The sequence below is a fragment of the Aquimarina amphilecti genome (genome assembly GCF_900109375.1).
In the GTDB taxonomy this organism is placed as follows: domain Bacteria; phylum Bacteroidota; class Bacteroidia; order Flavobacteriales; family Flavobacteriaceae; genus Aquimarina; species Aquimarina amphilecti.
Window position 1 is genome coordinate 45559 of record NZ_FOAB01000005.1, and the last position, 23152, is coordinate 68710.

The following is a 23152-nucleotide window of genomic DNA, read 5'->3' on the forward strand; positions in this document are numbered from 1 at the left end:
AAAATGATAGGTTACATTGACTAAAAGTTATTCAGAATTATTAACCATTGAGAATAAGCTATATTTTTAATGGGTTAAGGATTTGATTTTTTGAAATAAATAAATAAAATAATATATTTACGTAATCAGTTACGTAAATAACTTTATATATGATTTTTTTTGATACTATAGGTACAATGGCAATTGGCAGCAGGTTAAGGATGTTAAGTGAACGAATAACAGAAGATGCGAGACAGGTATATGAATTGTATGGGGTTGGTTTAAAACCAAAATGGTTTCCTGTGTTTTATGTTTTGTCTCAAAATAATGAAAAATCAATTACTGAAATAGCGAAAGAGATAGGGCACTCACACCCCTCTGTTAGTAAAATAGTGCGGGAAATGTCTAAGGATGGAATTATTTCTGAAGAGAAAGACAAAAATGATGGTAGAAAAAATAATATAAAGCTTACTTCTAAAGGAAAGAGTCTGGCATTAAAAATGGAGAATCAATGTTTTGATGTAAAGAGTGCTGTAGACGATATTTTAGTACAGACAAAGCATAATATGTGGAATGCTATCGGAGAGTTTGAGTTTTTATTGGATGATAAGTCTTTACTAAAACGAGTTATTGAACAGAAGAAAAAACGAGAATCATATAACGTTGAAATCATACCGTATGAAGAAAAATATAAACAAACATTTAGACAGCTAAATGAAGAATGGATAAATCATTATTTCAAGATGGAGGAGGCTGACCGAAAAGCATTAGAGCACCCCAAAGAATATATATTAGATAAAGGAGGTCATATTTTAATTGCGTTGTATAAAAATAAAGCCGTTGGAGTGTGCGCATTGATCAAAATGAATGAGTCTGAATATGATTTTGAATTAGCGAAGATGGCTGTCTCTTCTGAAGCTAAAGGCAAAGGTATAGGTTGGGTTTTAGGGAAAGCAATTATTGAAAAATCAAGGTCTTTAAATGCAAAGAAAATTTATCTGGAGAGCAATACTGTATTGACTCCTGCGATTAATCTATATCAAAAATTAGGGTTCAAAAAGATCGTTGGTCATCCTACTCCATATGAACGCTGTAATATTCAGATGGAACTTAATCTTGGTTAAAGTGGTGAAAAGTAAAAAGGAGTTATGTTCGGCGTTGGTTGTAGATTATACTTAATAAGTCTTTATTTGATTTGTTTATGAGTTTATAGGAGTAACTGCCGCCTCGCCGAATCATAAGTACTCTATGTATATTGTTAAGTGCTTGAAAAGAATCTTGGGCTGTTATGATGGATTCTATATATTTATATAAATCCTTTAAAAAATAAAAAGCGTTCATCAATAATTTTTGATGAACGCTTTTCGAATTATAGTTGAGTTGTGATTAATATCCGTATTCAAAACGTCCTTCGGTAACAACTACTCCACTTGTCGTGATGAACTCAAAACTTCCACTTATACATTTAGTTTCGGTATCATGAGATGTTATTGTTAGTGTTCCTGAGACTGCAGATGCTTTATCGTTATATAAACTGTATGTTGCGCTATAGGCACCAGATCCAGTTAAAGAATGTTCTCCAACCGTTACATTAATTGGGAAAACAATTGTTATTTCTTCGTCTTCATTGCTCGCTTTAATCAAAATCGACGGGTTGTTTACTCCAAATGGGATAGCATCATGATCATCAGTAATCATTTCATTACCATTAATCATTGCCACGAGAGAAGCATTAAGAAGGCAAGGGTTTATTTCAGGATCTTCTTCCTCTTCCTCTTCTTCAACATTTATGATAATTTCTTCTTCTTCCTCTTGTACTTCAGGAACAAAATTTTCAATAGGTAATCTATAAAACCATCCATTTCTAAAACTCATGGATTTACCATTCGTTCCTTTTAAATCTTCAAAATAGAAATTACCTGAAATTTGATTGTTGTAAATCTCTGTTATTATAATTTGTCCATTAGTAATTCCATTTTCTGAAATAAACTTAATATCATTTTCTTCAAAACTTACGGTGTTAATAGCTTGTTGTTCTAATCTATAGGTCCCTAAATCGGTAGATGATGTAGTAAAACTTATCGATTCGTTACCTGTGTTTCCAACAATAACTAATGTTCCATCGTCATGAATTATTGCTTTCTTAATATCTGGTCTAAATAATTTTCCGTCAATAGTAGCTTGTAAACCAGGTGTATTAACCTCGATGTCGGTCGTACAAGAATTAAAGAAAAGGCAAACAATTGCCAGTAGTGGAGTAATTTTTCTAATCATACGCTTGGGGCTTTAAAAATTTAATCACGGATAACCATAACTAAAATTTCTTATGCAAACATATCATGAAAATCTTTATAAAACAATTTTTATGGACATAAAATCATTTTTTTTAACGATTAATGTCAAATTAATATCGATGAAATACACAAAAATCATTTTTTATGATTAAAAAAGTAGGTTTTTACACTTTAAATAAAATTTAGCATATCAGTATTTGTGACGTTATTTTTTCACTAGACCTATTAGAAAAATTTAAAGATTGATTATTTTGAACCTAATTTGCTAAAAATGATTACATTTGCGCACTTAATTATAATCGGGGTCGAGTACCCAAAAATTAATTCATATGTCTGTTAAAATTAGATTACAGAGACACGGTAAAAAAGGGAAACCTTTTTACTGGATCGTAGCAGCTGATGCTAGAGCAAAAAGAGATGGTAGATTTTTAGAGAAAATCGGTACTTACAATCCAAACACTAACCCAGCAACAATTGACTTAAATGTAGATGGTGCTGTTAAGTGGTTACAAAATGGTGCGCAACCTACTGATACTGCTAGAGCTATTTTATCTTATAAAGGTGCAATGTTAAAAAATCACCTTGCAGGAGGTGTTAGAAAAGGAGCTTTAACTGAAGAGCAAGCTGAAGAGAAATTCAGTGCTTGGGTTCAGGAAAAAGAGGGTTCTGTAAGTGCTAAGAAAGATTCTTTAGCAAAAGCAGAAGCTGATGAAAAAGCGAAAGCTCTTGCTGCAGAAAAAGAAGTTAACGCTAAGAGAGAAGCTGAAGCTGCTGAAGTTGAAGCTGCTGCAAAAGCGGAAGAAGTTGCTGCAGAGGCAACAGAAGAAGTAACTGAAGAAGCTAGCAACGAAGAAGAATAGTTGTATTAATGACGATGAAGAAAGAAGATTGCTTCTATCTAGGCAAAATCGTAAGCAAATTTAGTTTTAAAGGGGAGGTATTGATAAAACTTGATACCGATGAACCTGAAAGTTATGTAAAAATGGAATCGGTTTTTATTAATTATAATAAAAACTTGGTTCCATTTTTTATAGAAAAAAGTTCACTTCATAAAAGTGATTTGCTTCGAGTTAAATTTGAAGATGTAGATTCGGAAGAAGATGCAGATGATCTGATGAAAGCAGAAATATATCTGCCATTAAGTCTTTTGCCAAAGCTAGATGGAGATAAGTTTTATTTTCACGAAGTAATAGGTTTCAAGATTGTGGATACTGCTTTTGGAGAAGTTGGTGTTATTAAACATATAAATGATAGTACTGCTCAAGCGCTTTTTGAGATTGATCGTGATGGTATTGAGGTTTTAATACCAATGAATGATGAATTCATAGATAGGGTTGATAGGAAAACGAATACTGTTTTTGTAAATACTCCAGAGGGATTGATTGATCTATATCTTTAGCGTATGTCTAAGCCATTTCGTTTTAAACAGTTTACTGTGCATCAAGATAGGTGCGCAATGAAAATCGGTACTGATGCGGTTTTATTAGGATCTTGGGTTCCTTTATCAGATGAAATTTCTTCGATATTAGATATAGGAACAGGAACAGGTGTGCTTGCTTTGATGATGGCTCAGCGTTCTTATGCTGAGGTTATTGATGCATTGGAGATTGATGCCGATGCCTATGAGCAGGCAGTAGAAAATTTTGAAGCTTCAGATTGGGGAGATCGATTATTCTGTTATCATGCTTCTTTTCAAGAATTCTTTCAAGAGATTGAGGATAAATATGATTTATTAATCAGTAATCCTCCTTTTTACACAGATACTTATAAAACAGAAGACTCAACTCGGGATATGGCTAGGTTCGAGGATGCACTACCTTTTGAGCATCTTTTTGTTGGTGTCTCAAATCTACTTTCTAGAAAAGGTAAATTTGCTGTTGTGTTGCCTTTTAAGGAAGAAGATAATGCTATAGAGATAGCCAGAAGAACAGGTTTGTTTCCTGAAAAAATTACTCGCGTTCAAGGAAACCCTTCTTCAGAAATTAAGAGAAGTCTACTTTTGTTTGGTTTTGATGAAGTCGATGTTCAAAAAGATGAATTGGTTATAGAAACTGATCGACATCAATATACCTCTAGTTACATAGATTTAACTCAAGACTTTTATCTAAAAATGTAAATAAAAAAGAGGAGTTGTTATAACTCCCCTTTTTCCAAATTCAATCACTCTACGAAGCTTAATTTATATTTCTATAAATTAACACTCTTAAAGATTTTTATTGAGATTAACTTTTGCCAACCCAATTTCCTTCAGCATCACATAGTACTTCAACTGTTTCACCATCTTCTTTGGTAAGCTCTAATTTAAACTCTGATGCATCTTCTTTTGCAGCTGCTTTACTTATAGTTGCACCAGCAAAATCTTTTGCAACAGCATCAAGTACTGGTTGAGGTAAATTTTCAACTGCTAATTCAATATATTTTTCCTGAGTAACAACTTCCGCAGTATCATCAGAAGATGTTGCTTGTGCGTTTATATTCTGAGTTCCTAATAAAAGTCCAAAGGCCAATACTGGTAATACAAATAAATTTTTCATTTTGTTTTAGGTTTTAATTATTCTTTATTTTCGATATTTAGATAATTGGAATAATTGTGCCAGATGAACTTTTATGCTCAGTATTTGATTAAGTATTTGATTATTAATATTTTAAACAAAATATTAATAATGTTAAGGGTATCTAAAATGTGTGGAAATAAGATGAAGAATGCGGAAATTAGCTACAAATAAATTGATTTTTTAAGTTTTAGACTGCTTTGTTGTCAATAGTGCTTGTATTTATATCTCAAGAATTAATTATCCTCAACATTTGGTAATAAATTTTAAGAAGTCAAAAAAAATTGGTTGCTCTTTTTTCATTAATTACATTTGTTAGTGGTTTAGTAGCCGTGATTTTGAAAATAGTATAAAATATAAATAGAAAATATAATGAAGCCCGATCTTTTTGAAGCACCAGATTATTATAATTTAGATGAACTTTTAACGGATGAACATAAATTAGTTCGTGATGCTGCTCGTAGTTGGGTGAAACGAGATGTCTCTCCTATAATAGAAGAATATGCTCAACGCGCAGAATTTCCTAATCAGATTATTAAGGGGTTAGCAGAAATTGGGGCTTTTGGTCCTTATATCCCAGAGAAATATGGAGGAGCAGGATTAGATCAAATAAGTTACGGTTTAATTATGCAAGAAATAGAAAGAGGAGATTCTGGAGTCCGTTCTACAGCTTCTGTTCAATCTTCGTTAGTAATGTATCCAATTTGGAAGTATGGTAGTGAGGAACAACGCAATAAATATCTTCCAAAACTTGCGTCTGGAGAGTTTATGGGATGTTTTGGGCTTACGGAGCCAGATCATGGATCTAATCCTGGCGGGATGACTACTAATTTTAAGGATAAAGGAGATCATTATTTGCTCAATGGGGCAAAGCTATGGATATCTAATGCTCCTTTTGCTGATATAGCCGTGGTTTGGGCAAAGAATGAAGAAGGAAGAATTCATGGGCTTGTTGTAGAAAGAGGTATGGAAGGTTTTTCTACGCCAGAAACTCATAATAAGTGGTCCTTGCGAGCTTCGGCAACAGGAGAGCTTATTTTCGATAATGTAAAAGTGCCTAAAGAAAATTTATTACCAGGAAAAAGTGGATTGGGAGCTCCGTTAGGTTGTTTAGATTCTGCTCGATTTGGGATTGCTTGGGGCGCAATTGGAGCAGCTATGGATTGTTATGATACTGCCTTGCGTTACTCTAAAGAGAGGATTCAATTCGATAAACCAATTGGAGGAACTCAATTGCAACAGAAGAAGTTGGCAGAGATGATTACCGAGATTACGAAAGCTCAGTTGCTTGCTTGGAGATTAGGAGTTTTAAGGGAAGAAGGGAAGGCTACTACTGCACAAATTTCTATGGCAAAAAGGAATAATGTAGATATGGCAATAAAAATTGCTAGAGAAGCTAGACAAATTCTTGGAGGAATGGGGATTACAGGAGAATATAGTATTATGAGGCATATGATGAACCTAGAAAGTGTAATTACCTATGAAGGAACTCATGATATTCATTTATTGATTACTGGTATGGATATTACAGGAATTGCAGCTTTTAAATAAAACAGTTTTAACCATGAATATAATTGGACATCGTGGAGCAGCCGGATTGGTTGCAGAAAATACATTGGAGTCTATAGGAGAAGCTTTAAAATATAATGTCGATGGAATAGAAATTGACGTTCATAAATGTAAATCTGGAGAGATTGTTGTCATCCATGACGAAACATTACAGAGGACAACAAATGGAAAAGGGAAAGTTTCAGGATTTACATTACAAGAATTAAAAAAGTATAGAACTAGAGGTGAGTATAGGATTCCGACACTTGATGAAGTGTTGGATTTTGTGAATGCAAAATGCACTCTTAATATAGAACTTAAAGGAATTGGCTCAGCGATACCTGTTATAGAGCTCTTAGAAGAACGAATTAAAGATTCGAAATGGGATTATGATAATTTTGTTTTATCCAGTTTTGATCATTCTCAGTTATTTCAGATAAAATCAAGAACTTCTAAATTTAGGTTGGGTGTTTTAACAGAGAAAAATATTCCTTCAATACTTAAAGTTGCAGAGACGTTAGAAGCATTTTCTCTTCATCCACCGATAAGTTCTTTGCAAAAAGAAGAAGTTACTTCTGCTAAAAATAAAGGTTATAAAGTGTATACTTGGACCGTAAATGATATATCTAAAATAGAATCATCAAAAACTTGGAAGGTAGATGGTATCATTACAGATTTCCCTAATTTTGCTTAATGCAATATGATTTTTTAATAATTGGAGGTGGCGCAGCTGGTTTTTTTACAGCTATCAATGTAGCCGAAAAGAATCCTAGCCTTAAAATAGTAATTCTAGAAAGGGGAAAAGAGGTGTTGTCTAAAGTCAGGATTTCTGGAGGAGGTCGATGTAATGTTACGCACGCAGAATTTATCCCAAATGAGTTAAGTAAGAATTATCCAAGAGGAGAAAAAGAACTTGTAGGACCTTTTCACACCTTTATGACTGGTGATACGATGGAGTGGTTTAGTAGTCGTGGTGTAGAATTGAAGATTGAAGATGATGGGAGAATTTTTCCGGTTTCGGATTCTTCACAAACTATTATAAATTGTTTTTTATCTGAAACAAAAAAACTTGGAATCGAAGTTCTAAAAAATCACGCTGTAAAAGACTTTTATAAAGAAAAAGGAATCTGGAAAGTGATTACAAACCAAGGTAGTTTTGAAGCGAAGAAAATGATGTTGGCTACTGGAAGTAATCCTAAAATTTGGGCAAAGCTTAATAAATTAGATTTCAAAACTATTAATGCGGTTCCTTCATTATTTACATTCAATATAAAAGATACAAGAATAAAAGATTTGCCTGGTATCGCAACTAACGCCTCGGTACAAGTAAAGGATTCTAAGTTAATTAGTGATGGCCCATTGCTTATTACCCATTGGGGTATGAGTGGTCCGGCCATTCTTAAATTATCTGCTTGGGGTGCTGTAGAACTAAACTCTTATCAGTATAATTTTGAAATTACTGTTAATTGGTTGCAAGATTATTCAGAGGAAGAAACTGTTGATTTACTTAAGGGACTTAAAAATAAAAACCCTAAGCAACAGGTTTTTAAGTACGCTCAATTCGAGTTGCCAAAAAGACTCTGGCAAAGTTTGGTTGTAGCTTCTGGAATTGAGAATTCTACACGATGGGCAGACACTAATAAAGTTCAGCTTTCGAAACTTTCACAAGAATTGACTAAAGGTGTTTTTATGGTTAAAGGCAAAAGTACTTTTAAAGAAGAGTTTGTGACTGCTGGTGGAATTGATCTTAAAGAGATTAATTTTAAAACTTTTGAAAGTAAGAAATACGAAAACCTATATTTTGCCGGCGAAATATTAAATATTGACGCGATAACAGGAGGGTTTAATTTTCAGAATGCTTGGACTGGTGCTTATATTGCCGCCCAGGCTATTACATCAAAGACATGAATACATACATAGTATTGCTTCGAGGAATTAATGTAGGAGGACATAAGAAAATTAAAATGGATGCTCTTAAGCAGCTCTTTCTTAGTTTGGAGTTTACAGATGTAGAAACATACATTCAGAGTGGTAATGTCGTGGTTAAACATAGATCAAAAGATATTAAATCCTTAGAGGCAATAGTTAGAGCAGGTATTGAAGATTGTTTTGGTTTTGATGTGCCTATTTTGATGATTACGCATGAAACTCTTGATACGTTACTCAATAATAATCCATTTATTAAGAGAATAGAAAATAATGAGATTGAGAGTAAAAAAATGTATTTCATGTTATTGTATAATCAAGCCGATACAAAATCTGTAGAAGAACTTTCTACAATTTCCTTTGCTCCAGAAGAATTTGTCATAACCCAAGATGTGATCTATTTATTTGCTGCTAACGGTTATGGGAAAACAAAGCTTCATAGTAATTTTTTTGAAAAAAAATTGAAGTGTGTGGCTACAACTAGAAACCTTAAAACAATGAATAAGTTGTTAGAATTAAGTTTTTTAATAAAATAAGTTGTAGACATACTTCTCGGAAATCTGTGTAAAATTTCGTATATTAAAAAGGTTTAACCATTACCTTATACACTATGAAAAAAATTACACTAGTACTTATTATTATTTTTATTTGTAATAATGCCAATGTTGCTTACGCGAATGACAAAGAGCCTATCAAGAAATTATTGATGGATTATATCAATAAGATTAATGATCTAGAGAGAGGAGCTAAAAAAAATAGTGTCTTGTATCTATTTGATGAAAAATATAGTGGGAATACGGTTTATGTAAATTTATCTGGAGCTTTGGTAAGAAAGGACTATGATAAAAAGAACATTTCTTCACAATTAGACGATATCATTAATGATGATAATTATAGTTTTAAACTTACACTAGATAAAATCGTTTTTCAAAACCAAAAGGAGAACGCTGGAATAATTTCTGCCGTGGTTAATTTTGAATCATTTATTGATAAGAAGTTAGCTGAAAAAGGGACTATGTTGATGGATTTAGTGGGAGTGAAAATTGATGAAAGGTGGAAGATTGTACAAAATAATATGGTTAGAGTTTCTGAGGCAAAGGACATCGGAGAATGTGTTTGCTATATGTACGGAAATGGAGATACAAAATTTGTTACGGAAGTGTATTTCCCTGCAGGATTAGAATATGATCAAAAATTAGAATCTTTTCAGATTACCAAAAAGGATGGGTTAAGGGTTATTAAATCTCATAGCGATGAATTTTCCTGGAAAGGAAATGGAGGTGTGTACTATAAAGGTAAAACAATAGGAAACACAAAAGACCCGAAAAAAGCTATACAAGCTGCCGTTAAAAAATTATATAAAGATTCTTGTGTAGATGTAATATTCAACTAAAGCAACTGCCTAAATTACAAATCTGCGGAATTAGAAATTAATGTATCCTTTCAAGTTAATACCAGAAAGGATACATTAATTTTAATTACCTTAAAAAAACCTAATCTCTAAGAAACCCTTTCCAAGATATTTCTATGGCTTGATTGATATGCTTATCTAATAATTTTACTTTTTCATTTTCGTGAATTTTTACTAGCGACACGACATTTCCAAAAAATAATTCTTCCATAACCATGGAATTATATGACTTGAATACTTTTTTGCGAATACCTGTTTTAAAATAATTTTCTATTTCTCCGTAATATTGTCTAGCCTTATCTTTTAAGGATTGAGGGATTTCTGGAGATCGAGCAATCTGTTCAGAAAACACAAAAGCTAATGGGTTATTCACGAAATAATGAAATAAATTTAGCCACATAATTGAAAACTGTTTTTTGATATCGTCCTCAGGGACATTACGCATAACAACAGTTCCAAAATCTTGTGTGAGCATTAAATAGAGTTCAGTTATAATTTCCTCTTTGTTCTTAAAATGATGATATACAGTTCCATTGGCAACACCAGATTCTTTAATGATTTGCGAAAGAGAAGTTGCCCGTATTCCTTGTTTTGTGATTAATTCTAAAGTTGTCTGTAAGACAATTGACTTTTTGTTCATAAAAATTTTATTCCTTCATTCTTGGTTTAGTTAAGTTGCCATATAGCAAAATTCAATGCGGTTGCAAAAGCAACCCATATCAAGTAAGGGATAAGTAGGTAAGCGGCTGTAGAGTTAACAACTTTAAACCACTTGATTGTAAACAATAATAGGATAAACAGGGCAAGTATATCCACAAGTGCGATCAATGGATCACGTAATCCAAAGAAAAAAATGGACCACGCGGCATTGAGTAAAAGTTGAAACCCAAAATGATATAACGCAGTTTTTACCCATTTATGATAAAAACCTTTACTCCAAACAATTCCGGCAGCAATTCCCATCATTATATATAGAATTGTCCAGACTGGAGCAAAAAGCCAATTTGGGGGCGTAAAGGAGGGTTTTTGCAATCCTACATACCAAGTGCTAATCGATGTTTGTGTAGCAATACTACTCAAAAAGCCAATTAACAAGCATAGTAAAACGGCAATACCAATACGCAGTATTTTTTTTTTCATTCGGATTAGTTAGTTAAATACTAAAATAGCAATTTATTTTTACTAGCTTACTCTTAAAAGCATATAACAGCTTATCTTTACCAAAATTATTTTTATATTATGGCTGATTATAGTCAATTTATCACTAAAATATCTTCTGTAGTTTCTGATCAAGGATCTATTTCTTGTACATCACCGAGTAATATCGCTCTAGTTAAATATTGGGGGAAACGACCTGTGCAATTACCAGAAAACCCGTCTATAAGTTTTACGTTAGATGTTTGCAAAACGGAGACTATATTACGATATGAAAAGCTACAAAATGTTTCTGAAGATTTTCAATTTGAACTGTTTTTTGAAGGAGAACCAAAACCAGAATTTAAACCAAAAATTCAAAGTTTTTTTCAAAGAATTATTACTTACGTCCCTTTTCTTAAACAGTATAAATTTATAATAGAAACTAGTAATACATTTCCCCATAGTAGTGGTATTGCATCTTCTGCAAGTGGTATGAGTGCTTTGGCTTATTGCCTAATGCAATTAGAAAAACAGTTAAATCCACAGATAACCGATGAAGAATTTGTTCAAAAAACCTCTTTTTTATCTAGATTAGGATCGGGAAGTGCTAGTAGAAGTATAGAAGGACCAATTACCGTATGGGGAGCACATAAAAATGTAGAAGGAAGTAATGATGCTTATGCGGTGAAATTTCCATATTTAATCCATCAAAATTTTGCAAATTATCAGGATACGATTCTACTTGTTGATAAAGGTGAAAAACAAGTAAGTAGCTCCGTTGGTCATGATTTAATGTATGGCCACCCTTTTTCTTCAGAAAGATTTAAGCAAGCAAACGAAAATATTGATAAGCTTAAAGGGGTTTTGATTTCTGGAGATTTAGATAAGTTTATTGAAGTAGTGGAAAGTGAGGCATTAACACTGCATGCGATGATGATGACTTCTTTGCCTTATTTTATTTTAATGAAACCAAATACATTATCTGTGATAAATAAAATTTGGGAATATAGAAAAGAGACAGGATCTAAAATCTGTTTTACATTAGATGCTGGAGCTAATGTTCACGTGTTATATCCTGACACGGAAAAAGAACAGGTGATGGACTTCATTAAGAATGAGTTAGTTGTTTATTGTGAGAAAGGGCAGTATATTTGCGACAAAATAGGATTAGGTGCTAAATTGTTGTAACTTTCTCCTAATTAGTTAGACAAATTGGATATAAGGAATACAAACAGATGAAGGGACCACTTTTTTACTCTAAAATATTATTGTTTGGAGAATATGGGATAATTAAAGATTCTAAAGGACTTTCTATACCCTATAATTTTTTTAAAGGTGCTTTAAAAGTATCTGATAATCCAGATGAACAAGCAACTAAATCAAACAAAAGTTTAATTGATTTCACAAATTATCTAGAAAATATTCAGGATAAAGATATCGTTGAATTCGATTTAGAAAGATTGAAAAATGACGTTACATCCGGGATGTATTTTGATAGTAGTATTCCTCAAGGATATGGAGTGGGTAGCAGCGGAGCTCTTGTTGCAGCAATTTATGATAAGTACGCTAAAGATAAGATTACGGTTTTAGAAAATCTTACTCGTGATAAATTGTTAAGATTAAAGGAGATTTTTGGATTAATGGAGTCGTTTTTTCATGGCAGTAGTTCTGGTTTAGATCCATTAAACAGTTATCTGAGCCTTCCGATTCTAATCAATTCTAAAGATAATATAGAACCAGCTGGAATTCCTTCACAAAGTGTTGATCATAAAAAGGGAGCTGTGTTTTTATTGGATAGTGGTATTGTTGGAGAAACTGCTCCAATGGTTAGCATTTTTATGGAAAGTATGAAACAAGAGGGATTTCGTTCAATGCTTAAAAACCAATTTGTGAAGCATACGGATGCTTGTGTCGATGACTTTTTGAAAGGTGATATAAAATCATTGTTTTCTAATATTAAACAATTATCTAATGTTGTGTTAGATAATTTTAAACCAATGATTCCGAAACAATTCCATGCTTTGTGGAAAAATGGAATTGAAACTAATGATTATTACCTTAAATTATGTGGCTCTGGAGGTGGAGGTTACATATTAGGGTTTACTCAAGATTTTAATAAGGCCCAAGCTGCACTAAAAGATTATAAATTAGAGGTGGTATACAATTTTTAATCAGCCTATAAAGAATGCTTTCTAGAAAAAATAAACTCATTCTTCTTAAGTTGTTGAGTCTATTTTCTATAGTGAGAGGGTATAATGTGCTTATGATCGTTTTAGCGCAATATCTTACCTCTATATTTATTCTAGCTCCAAATATTCCTTTAAGAGAAGTCCTTTTTGATACAAACTTGTTTGTTATTGTTTTAGCCTCTGCTGGGGTAATTGCAGCAGGATACATCATTAATAATTTTTACGATAGAGAGAAAGATCTAATCAATAGACCTCAGAAAACAATGTTAGATCGTTTAGTTAGTCAAAGAACTAAATTAACAGGGTATTTCGTGCTTAACTTTCTTTCGGTAATATTAGCTAGTTATGTTTCATTTAAGGCAGTATTGTTTTTTTCTTTGTATGTTTTTGGGATATGGTTTTATTCACATAAGCTGAAAAGAATGCCTTTTCTAGGTAATTTTGTTGCATCTACATTATCTATAACTCCCTTCTTCGCAGTATTTATTTATTATAAAAATTTTGATGAAGTGATTTTTGTGCACGCCACCTTTTTGTTTTTAATGTTGGTGATGAGAGAAATGGTCAAAGATCTAGGGAACCTTAGAGGAGATGTAGCTCAGAATTATAAAACGATTCCAATTATTTATGGAGAATCAGCTTCTAAAAAAATGATTAGCTTGCTAATATTAGCTTCATGTATTCCCATTTATTTGCTACTAACAAAGTATGAAGTAGGATTTATGAATCTTTATTTTTATGCTTGCTTAACTTTAATGCTGTTGTTTCTTATCGCTTTGTGGAAATCAGATGGGAGAACACATTATGTTTGGTTACACAATATTCTAAAATTAATTATTGTATCTGGTGTATTTAGTATCGTTTTAATCGATGTTAATATGATACTTGATAGAATACTTTGGTAATAAAAAAGAGCAGCTACGATATATATGTAACTGCTCTTTAATATAGGTTTTGGGTAATCCTTAAGCTTCAGGATTTAATACTTTTAGCTTAAGCTTAAATACTTTATTACCAGTTTCGATAACATTAGTGTCAACTTTTTTATAGTTAAGTCTTGACTTTACGTAATGTTCTATTGCTTGCTTTTCTGAATCTACTGTAAGGATTACGATCTCTCCTTTCGCATTTAAGATAAATTCAATATTGGCTTTAATTTCGTCACTCTCTAATTTAATTTCAGGTCTGTCTAATAAAAGAACAATTTCATTTCTAAGTTTTTGTTCTGTAGTTTCTTTAGTGTTTTTGTCATTTGCAAAAATCTGAGTTGATGCTAAAATGGCTACTGCTAATACGATTAATTTTTTCATTGTTACGTGTTTTTGATTTGAGTTATAAAATTTTATTTGTTTTAATTTTACAGGACAAATGTAGAACTGATGTATAGTTATTTTTGACTTTATATTTTATTAGAATGTGTTGCTAAGTTTACCATTACGTAAAAAAGAGAATGTTTTAACATAAATTGAACTTTGAATAATATATACTTTTTATAAGTTTACTTTAGGAGTATTTAGGGGGATTGTTTTTTTTGATGTTAAATTCTCAGATTTTAATGTTGCCGAAGTACGAATAATTGAATTTTTGAAACTATTTTAATGTTACGCGAACGTTAAGAAGCGGTTTAACCGTAAAGCTATTTTTGGATTTTAACTGTTTGAAAATCAATTTCTTAAATGTTAATTATTCGTTAACTAAATTCTTAGATATTTGTAAACAACTTCGATAAACCTGAATAAACTAAAAATAATATTATACATTTTTTATGACGGATCAATTACTTACTGTAGCCTTAGCTCAGATATCCCCAGTATGGTTGGATAAAAGTGCTACAATAGAAAAAATAAAAAATTCAATTATCGAGGCAGCTCAAAAAAAAGCAGAGCTTATTGTTTTTGGAGAAACATTATTACCAGGATATCCTTTTTGGGTATCATTAACTGACGGTGCTCAATTTGATAATAAGATTCAGAAGGAAATTCACGCGCACTATGCTCAGAATGCTGTAGTAATTGAAAAAGGAGATTTAGATGGGATTTGTAATTTGGCAAGAGTACATAACATTGCTATTTATTTAGGAATTATTGAACGCCCATTGGATAGAGGAGGTCATAGTTTATATGCATCTTTGGTTTATATAAATAATAGTGGTGAAATAAAATCAGTACATCGTAAGTTACAACCAACTTATGAAGAACGTTTGACTTGGGCACCAGGAGATGGGAATGGACTTCGGGTGCACCCTCTTAAAGCTTTTACCGTGGGAGGTTTAAATTGTTGGGAGAATTGGATGCCATTGCCGAGAGTTGCATTATATGGACAAGGAGAAAATCTTCATATAGCCGTTTGGCCTGGGAGTGATTATAATACAAAGGATATTACTCGCTTTATAGCAAGAGAGTCAAGATCTTATGTAATATCTGTATCTAGTCTAATGCGAAAAGAAGATTTTCCATCTACAACGCCACATTTAGATGAAATTTTGAAAAAATCACCTGATGTTCTAGGTAATGGAGGTTCTTGCATTGCCGGGCCAGATGGAGAATGGATTTTAGAACCTGTACTCCATAAAGAAGGGTTGTTGGTAGAGACTTTGGATTTTAATAGAGTTTTACAAGAACGTCAGAATTTTGATCCTGTTGGACATTATTCTCGTCCAGATGTTACACAACTCAGTGTCAATAGAGAACGTCAAAGTACTGTCTGGTTTGATAAAGAATAGTTGTCATTTCTAAAAACTAAACAACTATCTTTGCAAAAAATGTAAGATATGAGTCGTGGTGACAATTCCAATAAAGGAAAAGGAAGTGGAAGACAAGGTGGGAAACCTAAAAGGAAATCATACAACAAAGGTAATGCTCCAGTAAAGAATAACAATACTTCACCTAAGAAGATTTCTGACCCTGATCAAATCCGATTAAATAAATTTGTTGCTAATTCTGGGGTTTGTTCTAGAAGAGATGCTGATTTATATATCCAGACAGGTAGTGTTTGGGTTAATGGGAAACCTGTTACCGAAATGGGGTATAAGGTTAAGTTAACGGATGAGGTTAAGTTTGATGGACGATTAATTACACCGGAGAAGAAAGAATATGTTCTACTTAATAAGCCTAAGGGCTTTGTAACCTCTACAAGTCCTGAGAAAACTAGAACAGTAATGGATTTAGTCGCTAATGCTTCTAAAAGTAGATTAAAACCAGTAGGTAGATTAGAAAGAAATACGACTGGGTTGTTGCTTTTTACAAATGATGTGGATTTAGAAAAGAAATTGACGCATCACAAAACAGGAGTTCGTAAAATTTTTCACGTAGAGCTGGATCGTAACCTTAAGTTCGAGGATTTTCAGAAGATAGAAAAGGGAGTACGATTGGAAGAAGGTTTTATTTCAGTAGATGAGATATCTTATATAGAAGGAGCTGCAAAAAATGAAATAGGTGTACAATTAATGTCTTCGAAAAATGGTATTGTAACCAAACTCTTCGAACATCTTAATTATAGTGTTTTAAAATTGGATAGAGTTATTTTTGCCGGATTAACTAAAAAAGATCTTCCTAGAGGTCATTGGAGAATCCTTACAGAGCAAGAAGTTATTAATATGAAGATGATGTAATTTTTTTTATTTTTGCAGAGTATAAATTTATGAAGATATATTCTGCACTTAAAATAGGTAACTTTCACACAAATTATTGCGAAGATTTTTTAATAAAGGAACAGGTTAGTTCAAATCGATTTATGATTGCTGTAATGGACGGTTGTACGATGGGGAAAGAATCTGTATTTGCATCAATTCTTATTGGAAAAATTCTAAGAAATGTAGCTAAAGAGACATTTTACAGGGATTTCATAGAAACGGATTCTTTGGAATTGTTTCTATGCTTAAAAGAAATTCTTCAGAAACTTTTTCATCAACTTAAAGCCTCTAAAAATAATTTAGGATTAGAAATAGAAGAATTATTATCGACTTTAATTATAGGAATAGTTGATAAAAATAATTTGGATGGTGAGTTTTTAGAGATTGGTGACGGTTTGATTTGTTTTGATAATGATGTTATAGAATACGAGCAAAATGATAAACCAGATTATTTAGGATATCATTTAAATGAAAATTTTAATTCTTGGTATTTATCACAAAAACAAAGATTATCAATAAGAAGTTTTAAAGATTTGTCAATTTGTACTGACGGTATTTTTTCTTTTAAAAATTTCAAAAACAAAAAGATTCAACAAAAAGAAACTGAGATTATAAGGTTTTTGTTGAAGGATAAGACTGGAATTGAATATGATAACTTTCTTGAAAAGAAAATTCAAGATTTAGAAATGATAAATGGTCAAGTTTTAACAGATGATCTTGCTATCATTAGAGTTGTTGTATAATTAATACCTATCTAATAGTTCTTTTAATTCATCATAATATTGTTTAGAAAGATAGATACCGTTATGACCAGCTCCTTTAATTAGTGTAAGTTCAATTTTATTAGGATATAATTTCTTTAATCGTTTAGAATGTTCTTCTGGTTTAATTAGAAAATCTTTAGAACCGTGAAAAACACGAATTGGACAATCGACTTCTCCTAAGAACTTATATGATGGAATTTCATAGTTAATTAAAGCCTTTGGAACGGGTGCTATATTAGCTATAAATTCATTCCAAGCGTAATATGGAGCTTCTAAAATAAGAAGTTTAGGGTTGTTATTTGCTGCAGTATATGAAGCAAAACCTGTACCTATTGAATACCCTAATACAATAATATCTTTTTCATCATAACGAGTAAGTGCATAATCATATATTTTTTGGGCATCATTATAGAGTTCAGATTCTTCTTCATAGAAACTGTCGCTTTTGCCATACCCTCTATAGTCTACAAATAGAACATCAAATTTATTCTCTGTATATAAATAAGCTCGCTCTCCCCATTCATGAATAGCTCCTGCATTCCCATGGAAATATACTATTAGTCCTTTGCTAATAGAATCAGTTTTAAATAACAATGCATTTAAATTTATATCATCTTCTACAGCTATATTAACTTCTTCAAATGGTTGATCAAAAGAATAGGAATAGTTTTTATCTAATATTTTAGGGTTAAAAAAGAAACGCTCTTGTTTGATATATAAAAAAATATATCCACAAAGAATCAATATAATAATGAATGATATGAACCGTAATAACCTTCGCCCTATTTTTCTAAAATTAATTTTCAAGATATTGTTGTGTTTTTTTTAGTACAAAAAGAGTTGTTGTCGATTCTATAAAAAGTGCAAAACCTTCTTCTTTTTTATTAAAAAGTTTAATAGTATTTGCTCCTAATAATTCTAATATTTTATCATTCAATGAAGAATTAAAATTTATAAAAAAAGTATCATCATAATGATGTTCAATTTCAAAGTCTCCTCCATCTATTTTTTTTGAACCTTTAAATAAAGTGAATTGATTTTCTGCAATTTCGATTTTATAATCACAATCTAATATACTTGGATTAGATTCACAAAAATGTTTATCAGTTCTATATTTACATAGGTCCCAATTACTTTGTAATGATTTGATAATAGTTGTGGTTTCTTGAGAAAATGAAAAACCACTAATAAGTATTGATATAAGTAGGAAGTATAGTTTGTTATGTAGTTCAGAACTCAATTATAGAAAGATTTTAATGAAACTTTTGAGGTGTTTTTTAACACTTCAAAAATAAAAATACCAAATACAATACTATATTCTAGAGCAACAAACCATAAATTTTCTTTAAAATCAGGATGTACATATGCCGTGTAACTAAATATTATAAGAATTGACCACCAAATTGGGAACTTATAATTAGTGAACATACAAAGTGCTAAAGGAACTGCTATATACCACGGATGAACTGTGGTCGACAGAAAATAGTAACTACAAATACCAATGACCATAACTGTAATTAATTCTGTTGTATTTTTATTTTTTCTAAAGAAGGTGAGTAGCAATAGGATTCCAATAACAATTAGGGGTAATATCTTTCCCACGGTGCCAATTATATTCCAACCAATGGTTTGATAGCCGATCCAGCGTATGATATAATAAATACTAGCGTTAAACTCGAAATTCTGAAACCAAAGTCCAATAGTTTTACTAAAATTAGCGATAAATTCTGAAGACAGAAAAGGTGTGAAAAGAAGTACAGTAGTCGCAATAACTATACTATAAAAACCAACCAATTTTAAAAAACGATAGGTAAGTTTTGATTTATCAAATCCTAGTATAAATTTTTGAAAAAATAATGGTAAAAATAATAGAGGAATTAATTTTACTGATACAGAAAATGCCAGAGCAAGTGCTGACCAGTACCAATATCCTTTTTGTAATAAATATAAAGACCAAATGATAAAGAATATCATAACAGCTTCAAAGTGTAGGTTTCCAGTGAGCTCTATAATAATAAAAGGGTTCAGGATATACCAAAAGATTCTGTGTTCAGGTATATGAAGCATTTGCAATAATTTTCTTCCAAAGAAAAAAGTGCCGATATCAGCTAGGATAATTAGTAATCTCAGAACAATTACAGCGCCTAAAATATTTTTTCCAGCAAAAAAACCTGCGATTGCATAGCAAAGTTGACTTAATGGAGGGTAATTCGTATAATGACTTCCATTAAGAGTGCCCATTCCGTTATATAGTTCTTGTGCTTGTGCAATAGGAGCATTTCCTTGAGTAATCCAAGTTTCTGGTAAAGATAGATACGGGTTAAAACCTTCTAATAGCATTCTGCCATCCCAAATAAACCTATAAAAATCTTGAGAGAGATTGGGTATTGCAAAAAGGAATAATATTCTAAAAACTAAAGCCATACCTGCTAATAGTTTAATATTATTAGCATTGATTTTAATTATTCTATGAGATAGAAAAAATAAACCAATCCATAGACCAAACATTTTTATGAAATCTTCACGCTCTAATTGATAGGCAAAACTCCAATAAAATAAAACGCAAACCAGAGTAAAGATTATGGAAAATTTATTGTATTTCCATAACCTAATCATTACAGTTTAGAAGTAACTGACTTAAAGAAAACAAATCCAAACCCCAGGAAAAGCATAATATGAAATAAAAATAATCCAAAGTCTTGGAGTTTAAAAGCACTATATAGAGCGAATGCAAAATAGCACATAAGCAACGCCTCTACAATTGTATTTCCAGAGATGTTCTTATTAACGTATTTATTCCCTTTCCACGAATCTTTAAGCGTGTTTATATTGAATTTTGGGGTTCTTACGAATTCACTTTTCTTTCCAAAATGACCTTCTAAGACTGCCATGGAATTATGTACAGAGAATCCCATCGCTATCGAGAAGAAGGTAAAAAACATTTTTATATATTCTATAAAATTCCAAAATCCGCCACTATGAATTTTCTTAAAGGTATGCCAGTAGCAGAAGAAAAATATCACTGTACTTAATGCGAAAAATGCAATCACGTTAAAGTACCAACTAAACATAGGGTTACTATTTTTAATGTACATTACAGGAACACTTAATACGGCAACTAGTAATACCAATAAAAACATACTACTATTGAGTAAATGAAAGAAGCTATGAAATTTAGTTTTAAATGGAACAGTTTTATCTTTAAGCATTTTCCAGTACAGTTTCTGGAAATTTTCTGCAGCACCTTTATTCCATCTAAATTGCTGCGAACGAGCGGCACTAATAACAACTGGTAACTCGGCAGGAGTTTCTACTTCTTCTAGGTATTTAAATTTCCATTTTTTTAATTGTGCCCGATAACTTAAGTCTAAATCTTCTGTTAATGTATCGCCTTGCCAGTTTCCCGCATCTTCGATACATTTTTTTCTCCATACACCTGCAGTTCCATTAAAATTAATAAAGTGATCTTTGTAATTACGACCTACTTGTTCCATCGTAAAATGAAAATCCAAAGCAAAAGCCTGAATTTTAGTCAACATAGAATAATCTCTATTAATATGTCCCCAACGTGTTTGTACTACACCTATATTTTCTTTTTTGAAATAAGGAATTGTTTGAAGTAACCATTTTTCACCAGGTAAAAAATCAGCGTCGAAAATAGCTATAAATTCACCTTTAGCAATTTTCAACCCTTCTTTTAGAGCTCCTGCTTTAAATCCAGTTCTGTCTTCACGACAGATATGCTGAATATCTAAACCTGTTTTTTGTAGTTCCTTTATATGAGTAGCAGTGGTTTGTACAGATTCATCTGTAGAATCATCTAATACCTGTATTTCTAACTTATCTTTTGGATACTCTAATAGAGCAATGTTATCCAGTAATCGCTCCATTACATATAGTTCATTATAAACAGGTAATTGAATCGTTACATAGGGAGTTTCTTCTTCTTTAGAAAGATCAAAAGTAGGAGATTTATCATCCAGTTTGCGCGATTTAAGATAGTTGAAAAGTAAATTCAACTGTGCCAAACTGTACAAGAAAATTATTAATAACGCTAATGTATAAATAACAATGATAGCAATATCCATTACGCAAAGCTATATTTAAAAATCCAACTTAAAATCTTAACGCCTGCAAAGATAGCACCTTTTATGGTTCCTGAAACTTTTGAGACACCTATTCTCTTTTTGTATCGAACTGGAACTTCTATATAGGTAAAACGTCTTTTTATTGCTTTTAGTTGCATTTCTACAGTCCACCCATAGGTTTTATCCTCCATATTCAATTCTAGAAGCTTATTATATTTGATTGCTCTAAAAGGTCCAAGATCTGTGAATTTTGCCCCAAAAAATAATCTCATTAAACTTGTAGCAAGCCAATTACCGAAAATTTGAGGGATTGTCATAGATCCCGATTCTCTTAATTTTTTATCTCTAGCACCTATTACCATATCAATATCATCCTTTATTATAGGTGCAACTATTTTTGTCAATTCTTCTGGATAATCACTAAAATCACCATCCAAAAAAACTATAATTTCAGGAGTTGGTGTTTGCGAAGCTACATAATCAAGCCCTTTTAAACATGCAAATCCATACCCCATTCTTTCTTCCCTCAGTACCATAGCACCTGCTTGTCTTGCTATTTCTTCTGTATTATCAGTAGAGTTATTATTAACCACAATGATCTCAGAAACTATATCAGGAATTTCATTAATTACGTGACCAATAGAGTCTTGCTCATTAAAAGCAGGTATGATTACTTTGATTATGGGATTCATTTATAGAGAAGCGTTGGGATTGTCTTTTTTAAAGCTAAAAACATCTGTCCATTCTCCGGTTTTCTGATCATCAACGTATTTTTCTGCTTTAAAAAGCTTATCATTTTTATATAAAAGGCAGTAGCCGTTTTTTTGATTATTTCGATATTGATACTTTCTAGTAACTCGGTTTTTCTTATTACTCGTGGCAATATCGTAAATAATCCACCATTTTTCTGCTTTATCGTTTATAAAATGCCCTTCTTTAGTTAGTTTATTGTTCGAGGAGTAGAAATACCAATATCCTTGTTTTTTATTATTCCAAAAATGGCCTTGTTCAGAAATATTGCCATTAGGATAATAGGAATACCAGTAATCTATTTTTTGATCTGCCATTTTCCAACCTTCGGCTTTGATGGATCCATCACTATAGTATTCTTTATGATATTCTTTTTCCACAGAAGTATGGAAAGAAAAGAACAAAAAGGATATAACAATATAGAACGAGTATTTCATCATTTTAAGCTTTGGTTATCTGCTTAGACGAAAACTATTTGATATACCTACAAAATATTTTGAAATTCGAAACGAATAGATTTTAACTAGACATATAAAACCTGCTTTTTTTGAATTTTTTAATCATTAAAACGCTTTTTATCGATTATTTTGGTGTATTTGTCGATATTTAAGAAAAAATGCTTTTATTTTATTTTTCTTTTTTATTAGAAAAAAATATTATCGCATCTATGAAATTGAAGCTATTGACATTTGATAGTACCTGGAAGTATGATAGCGTGTTAGCACCTTTTTTTGTGTGTGATACTTCCTGCTACTGCACTTCATGGATATGTTGAATATTTTAATACTGGATTTAGCTTATGTTTTTATAGAGATATTGCTAATATTATTGTTCTTACTTTAGGGTTACTAATATTGAAATTCGATACAATACGAAAAAGGAG

General features: G+C 31.6%; 26 protein-coding genes. 15 read left to right on the forward strand and 11 right to left on the reverse strand.

Annotated features, from left to right (window positions below):
• Positions 1 to 149: 149 nt before the first annotated feature.
• Positions 150 to 1103, forward strand: a complete 954-nt coding sequence (locus BMY33_RS13750) for a bifunctional helix-turn-helix transcriptional regulator/GNAT family N-acetyltransferase (protein WP_091409556.1) — start codon at positions 150 to 152, stop codon at positions 1101 to 1103.
• Between the two features lie 262 nt (positions 1104 to 1365).
• Here the strand turns inward: BMY33_RS13750 and BMY33_RS13755 are convergent, their stop codons facing one another.
• Positions 1366 to 2253 carry a DUF6252 domain-containing protein gene (locus BMY33_RS13755; protein WP_091409559.1) on the reverse strand — a complete coding sequence of 296 codons (888 nt, stop codon included), beginning with the start codon at positions 2251 to 2253 and terminating at the stop codon, positions 1366 to 1368.
• A gap of 349 nt (positions 2254 to 2602) precedes the next feature.
• Between BMY33_RS13755 and BMY33_RS13760 the strand changes: the two genes are divergently transcribed.
• The 3 genes from BMY33_RS13760 to BMY33_RS13770 are packed head-to-tail and all read left to right on the forward strand — an operon-like array spanning position 2603 to position 4389.
• On the forward strand, positions 2603 to 3133 hold the full coding sequence (locus BMY33_RS13760; protein WP_091409562.1) for a 30S ribosomal protein S16: 531 nt from the start codon (positions 2603 to 2605) through the stop codon (positions 3131 to 3133).
• A 14-nt stretch (positions 3134 to 3147) separates the two neighbouring features.
• Positions 3148 to 3672 (forward strand): ribosome maturation factor RimM, encoded by a 525-nt coding sequence (gene rimM / locus BMY33_RS13765; protein WP_091410301.1) that lies wholly within the window; start codon positions 3148 to 3150, stop codon positions 3670 to 3672.
• Positions 3673 to 3675: 3 nt separating this feature from the next.
• A complete protein-coding gene (locus BMY33_RS13770) occupies positions 3676 to 4389 on the forward strand; it encodes a tRNA1(Val) (adenine(37)-N6)-methyltransferase (protein WP_091409565.1) in 714 nt (237 codons plus the stop codon).
• Positions 4390 to 4495: 106 nt separating this feature from the next.
• On the opposite strand, the gene BMY33_RS13775 is transcribed toward BMY33_RS13770, so the two are convergent.
• Positions 4496 to 4807, reverse strand: a complete 312-nt coding sequence (locus BMY33_RS13775) for a hypothetical protein (protein WP_091409567.1) — start codon at positions 4805 to 4807, stop codon at positions 4496 to 4498.
• Between the two features lie 390 nt (positions 4808 to 5197).
• Here BMY33_RS13775 and BMY33_RS13780 point away from each other — a divergent pair, with 390 nt between their 5' ends.
• The 5 genes from BMY33_RS13780 (at position 5198) to BMY33_RS13800 (ending at position 9692) form a co-directional block, all read left to right on the forward strand.
• Positions 5198 to 6376, forward strand: coding sequence for an acyl-CoA dehydrogenase family protein (locus BMY33_RS13780; protein ID WP_091409569.1), 1179 nt, complete (start codon positions 5198 to 5200; stop codon positions 6374 to 6376).
• 13 nt (positions 6377 to 6389) lie between these two features.
• Positions 6390 to 7067 carry a glycerophosphodiester phosphodiesterase gene (locus tag BMY33_RS13785; RefSeq protein ID WP_091409571.1) on the forward strand — a complete coding sequence of 226 codons (678 nt, stop codon included), beginning with the start codon at positions 6390 to 6392 and terminating at the stop codon, positions 7065 to 7067.
• Entirely contained in the window at positions 7067 to 8281 is a 1215-nt protein-coding gene (locus BMY33_RS13790) for a BaiN/RdsA family NAD(P)/FAD-dependent oxidoreductase (RefSeq protein ID WP_091409574.1), read from the forward strand. Before BMY33_RS13785 ends, BMY33_RS13790 begins: the two co-directional genes overlap by 1 nt.
• Complete coding sequence (locus BMY33_RS13795) at positions 8278 to 8835, forward strand: DUF1697 domain-containing protein (protein WP_091409576.1); 558 nt, start codon at positions 8278 to 8280, stop codon at positions 8833 to 8835. The genes BMY33_RS13790 and BMY33_RS13795 overlap by 4 nt, the downstream gene beginning before the upstream one ends.
• Positions 8836 to 8909: 74 nt before the next feature.
• Positions 8910 to 9692: a hypothetical protein gene (locus tag BMY33_RS13800; RefSeq protein ID WP_091409578.1), complete on the forward strand. Its 783-nt coding sequence runs from the start codon at positions 8910 to 8912 to the stop codon at positions 9690 to 9692.
• A 100-nt stretch (positions 9693 to 9792) separates the two neighbouring features.
• Here BMY33_RS13800 and BMY33_RS13805 read toward each other — a convergent pair whose 3' ends face one another.
• Positions 9793 to 10350, reverse strand: coding sequence for a TetR/AcrR family transcriptional regulator (locus tag BMY33_RS13805; protein WP_091409581.1), 558 nt, complete (start codon positions 10348 to 10350; stop codon positions 9793 to 9795).
• A gap of 26 nt (positions 10351 to 10376) precedes the next feature.
• Positions 10377 to 10850, reverse strand: coding sequence for a TspO/MBR family protein (locus BMY33_RS13810; RefSeq protein WP_091409583.1), 474 nt, complete (start codon positions 10848 to 10850; stop codon positions 10377 to 10379).
• A gap of 99 nt (positions 10851 to 10949) precedes the next feature.
• On the opposite strand from BMY33_RS13810, the gene BMY33_RS13815 reads away from it, so the two are divergent.
• The 3 genes from BMY33_RS13815 to BMY33_RS13825 are packed head-to-tail and all read left to right on the forward strand — an operon-like array spanning position 10950 to position 13941.
• Positions 10950 to 12035, forward strand: coding sequence for a diphosphomevalonate decarboxylase (locus BMY33_RS13815; RefSeq protein ID WP_091409586.1), 1086 nt, complete (start codon positions 10950 to 10952; stop codon positions 12033 to 12035).
• A 47-nt stretch (positions 12036 to 12082) separates the two neighbouring features.
• Positions 12083 to 13018 (forward strand): mevalonate kinase family protein, encoded by a 936-nt coding sequence (locus BMY33_RS13820; protein WP_091409589.1) that lies wholly within the window; start codon positions 12083 to 12085, stop codon positions 13016 to 13018.
• A gap of 14 nt (positions 13019 to 13032) precedes the next feature.
• A complete protein-coding gene (locus BMY33_RS13825; RefSeq protein WP_091409591.1) occupies positions 13033 to 13941 on the forward strand; it encodes a geranylgeranylglycerol-phosphate geranylgeranyltransferase in 909 nt (302 codons plus the stop codon).
• Positions 13942 to 14001: 60 nt separating this feature from the next.
• Here the strand turns inward: BMY33_RS13825 and BMY33_RS13830 are convergent, their stop codons facing one another.
• Positions 14002 to 14346: a hypothetical protein gene (locus tag BMY33_RS13830; RefSeq protein ID WP_091409594.1), complete on the reverse strand. Its 345-nt coding sequence runs from the start codon at positions 14344 to 14346 to the stop codon at positions 14002 to 14004.
• A gap of 455 nt (positions 14347 to 14801) precedes the next feature.
• Here BMY33_RS13830 and BMY33_RS13835 point away from each other — a divergent pair, with 455 nt between their 5' ends.
• From BMY33_RS13835 to BMY33_RS13845, 3 genes are read left to right on the forward strand one after another with little or no spacing between them, the layout of a single operon-like run.
• A complete protein-coding gene (locus BMY33_RS13835; protein ID WP_091409596.1) occupies positions 14802 to 15758 on the forward strand; it encodes a carbon-nitrogen hydrolase family protein in 957 nt (318 codons plus the stop codon).
• Between the two features lie 48 nt (positions 15759 to 15806).
• Positions 15807 to 16646: a pseudouridine synthase gene (locus tag BMY33_RS13840; protein ID WP_091409599.1), complete on the forward strand. Its 840-nt coding sequence runs from the start codon at positions 15807 to 15809 to the stop codon at positions 16644 to 16646.
• Positions 16647 to 16675: 29 nt separating this feature from the next.
• On the forward strand, positions 16676 to 17410 hold the full coding sequence (locus BMY33_RS13845; protein WP_091409602.1) for a protein phosphatase 2C domain-containing protein: 735 nt from the start codon (positions 16676 to 16678) through the stop codon (positions 17408 to 17410).
• Here the strand turns inward: BMY33_RS13845 and BMY33_RS13850 are convergent, their stop codons facing one another.
• The 6 genes from BMY33_RS13850 to BMY33_RS13875 are packed head-to-tail and all read right to left on the reverse strand — an operon-like array spanning position 17411 to position 22706.
• The gene (locus BMY33_RS13850; protein WP_091409604.1) at positions 17411 to 18238 is read right to left on the reverse strand and encodes an alpha/beta hydrolase; all 828 of its coding nucleotides are present in this window, start codon (positions 18236 to 18238) and stop codon (positions 17411 to 17413) included.
• The gene (locus BMY33_RS13855) at positions 18228 to 18671 is read right to left on the reverse strand and encodes a hypothetical protein (RefSeq protein ID WP_091409607.1); all 444 of its coding nucleotides are present in this window, start codon (positions 18669 to 18671) and stop codon (positions 18228 to 18230) included. Before BMY33_RS13855 ends, BMY33_RS13850 begins: the two co-directional genes overlap by 11 nt.
• Positions 18668 to 20047, reverse strand: a complete 1380-nt coding sequence (locus tag BMY33_RS13860; RefSeq protein ID WP_091409609.1) for an MptA/MptB family glycosyltransferase — start codon at positions 20045 to 20047, stop codon at positions 18668 to 18670. The genes BMY33_RS13855 and BMY33_RS13860 overlap by 4 nt, the downstream gene beginning before the upstream one ends.
• On the reverse strand, positions 20047 to 21519 hold the full coding sequence (locus BMY33_RS13865) for a cellulose synthase family protein (RefSeq protein WP_091409612.1): 1473 nt from the start codon (positions 21517 to 21519) through the stop codon (positions 20047 to 20049). Before BMY33_RS13865 ends, BMY33_RS13860 begins: the two co-directional genes overlap by 1 nt.
• A complete protein-coding gene (locus BMY33_RS13870; RefSeq protein WP_091409613.1) occupies positions 21519 to 22211 on the reverse strand; it encodes a glycosyltransferase family 2 protein in 693 nt (230 codons plus the stop codon). Before BMY33_RS13870 ends, BMY33_RS13865 begins: the two co-directional genes overlap by 1 nt.
• Entirely contained in the window at positions 22212 to 22706 is a 495-nt protein-coding gene (locus BMY33_RS13875; RefSeq protein WP_091409616.1) for a toxin-antitoxin system YwqK family antitoxin, read from the reverse strand.
• Between the last annotated feature and the right edge of the window lie 446 nt (positions 22707 to 23152).

Excerpts from the sequence above, each read along its gene's own strand:
- BMY33_RS13750 (WP_091409556.1), top strand. The coding sequence starts at position 150 with ATGATTTTTTTTGATACTATAGGTACAATGGCAATTGGCAGCAGGTTA.
- BMY33_RS13755 (WP_091409559.1), bottom strand. The coding sequence starts at position 2,253 with ATGATTAGAAAAATTACTCCACTACTGGCAATTGTTTGCCTTTTCTTT.
- BMY33_RS13760 (WP_091409562.1), top strand. The coding sequence starts at position 2,603 with ATGTCTGTTAAAATTAGATTACAGAGACACGGTAAAAAAGGGAAACCT.
- rimM (WP_091410301.1), top strand. The coding sequence starts at position 3,148 with ATGAAGAAAGAAGATTGCTTCTATCTAGGCAAAATCGTAAGCAAATTT.
- BMY33_RS13770 (WP_091409565.1), top strand. The coding sequence starts at position 3,676 with ATGTCTAAGCCATTTCGTTTTAAACAGTTTACTGTGCATCAAGATAGG.
- BMY33_RS13775 (WP_091409567.1), bottom strand. The coding sequence starts at position 4,807 with ATGAAAAATTTATTTGTATTACCAGTATTGGCCTTTGGACTTTTATTA.
- BMY33_RS13780 (WP_091409569.1), top strand. The coding sequence starts at position 5,198 with ATGAAGCCCGATCTTTTTGAAGCACCAGATTATTATAATTTAGATGAA.
- BMY33_RS13785 (WP_091409571.1), top strand. The coding sequence starts at position 6,390 with ATGAATATAATTGGACATCGTGGAGCAGCCGGATTGGTTGCAGAAAAT.
- BMY33_RS13790 (WP_091409574.1), top strand. The coding sequence starts at position 7,067 with ATGCAATATGATTTTTTAATAATTGGAGGTGGCGCAGCTGGTTTTTTT.
- BMY33_RS13795 (WP_091409576.1), top strand. The coding sequence starts at position 8,278 with ATGAATACATACATAGTATTGCTTCGAGGAATTAATGTAGGAGGACAT.
- BMY33_RS13800 (WP_091409578.1), top strand. The coding sequence starts at position 8,910 with ATGAAAAAAATTACACTAGTACTTATTATTATTTTTATTTGTAATAAT.
- BMY33_RS13805 (WP_091409581.1), bottom strand. The coding sequence starts at position 10,350 with ATGAACAAAAAGTCAATTGTCTTACAGACAACTTTAGAATTAATCACA.
- BMY33_RS13810 (WP_091409583.1), bottom strand. The coding sequence starts at position 10,850 with ATGAAAAAAAAAATACTGCGTATTGGTATTGCCGTTTTACTATGCTTG.
- BMY33_RS13815 (WP_091409586.1), top strand. The coding sequence starts at position 10,950 with ATGGCTGATTATAGTCAATTTATCACTAAAATATCTTCTGTAGTTTCT.
- BMY33_RS13820 (WP_091409589.1), top strand. The coding sequence starts at position 12,083 with ATGAAGGGACCACTTTTTTACTCTAAAATATTATTGTTTGGAGAATAT.
- BMY33_RS13825 (WP_091409591.1), top strand. The coding sequence starts at position 13,033 with ATGCTTTCTAGAAAAAATAAACTCATTCTTCTTAAGTTGTTGAGTCTA.
- BMY33_RS13830 (WP_091409594.1), bottom strand. The coding sequence starts at position 14,346 with ATGAAAAAATTAATCGTATTAGCAGTAGCCATTTTAGCATCAACTCAG.
- BMY33_RS13835 (WP_091409596.1), top strand. The coding sequence starts at position 14,802 with ATGACGGATCAATTACTTACTGTAGCCTTAGCTCAGATATCCCCAGTA.
- BMY33_RS13840 (WP_091409599.1), top strand. The coding sequence starts at position 15,807 with ATGAGTCGTGGTGACAATTCCAATAAAGGAAAAGGAAGTGGAAGACAA.
- BMY33_RS13845 (WP_091409602.1), top strand. The coding sequence starts at position 16,676 with ATGAAGATATATTCTGCACTTAAAATAGGTAACTTTCACACAAATTAT.
- BMY33_RS13860 (WP_091409609.1), bottom strand. The coding sequence starts at position 20,047 with ATGATTAGGTTATGGAAATACAATAAATTTTCCATAATCTTTACTCTG.
- BMY33_RS13865 (WP_091409612.1), bottom strand. The coding sequence starts at position 21,519 with ATGGATATTGCTATCATTGTTATTTATACATTAGCGTTATTAATAATT.
- BMY33_RS13870 (WP_091409613.1), bottom strand. The coding sequence starts at position 22,211 with ATGAATCCCATAATCAAAGTAATCATACCTGCTTTTAATGAGCAAGAC.
- BMY33_RS13875 (WP_091409616.1), bottom strand. The coding sequence starts at position 22,706 with ATGAAATACTCGTTCTATATTGTTATATCCTTTTTGTTCTTTTCTTTC.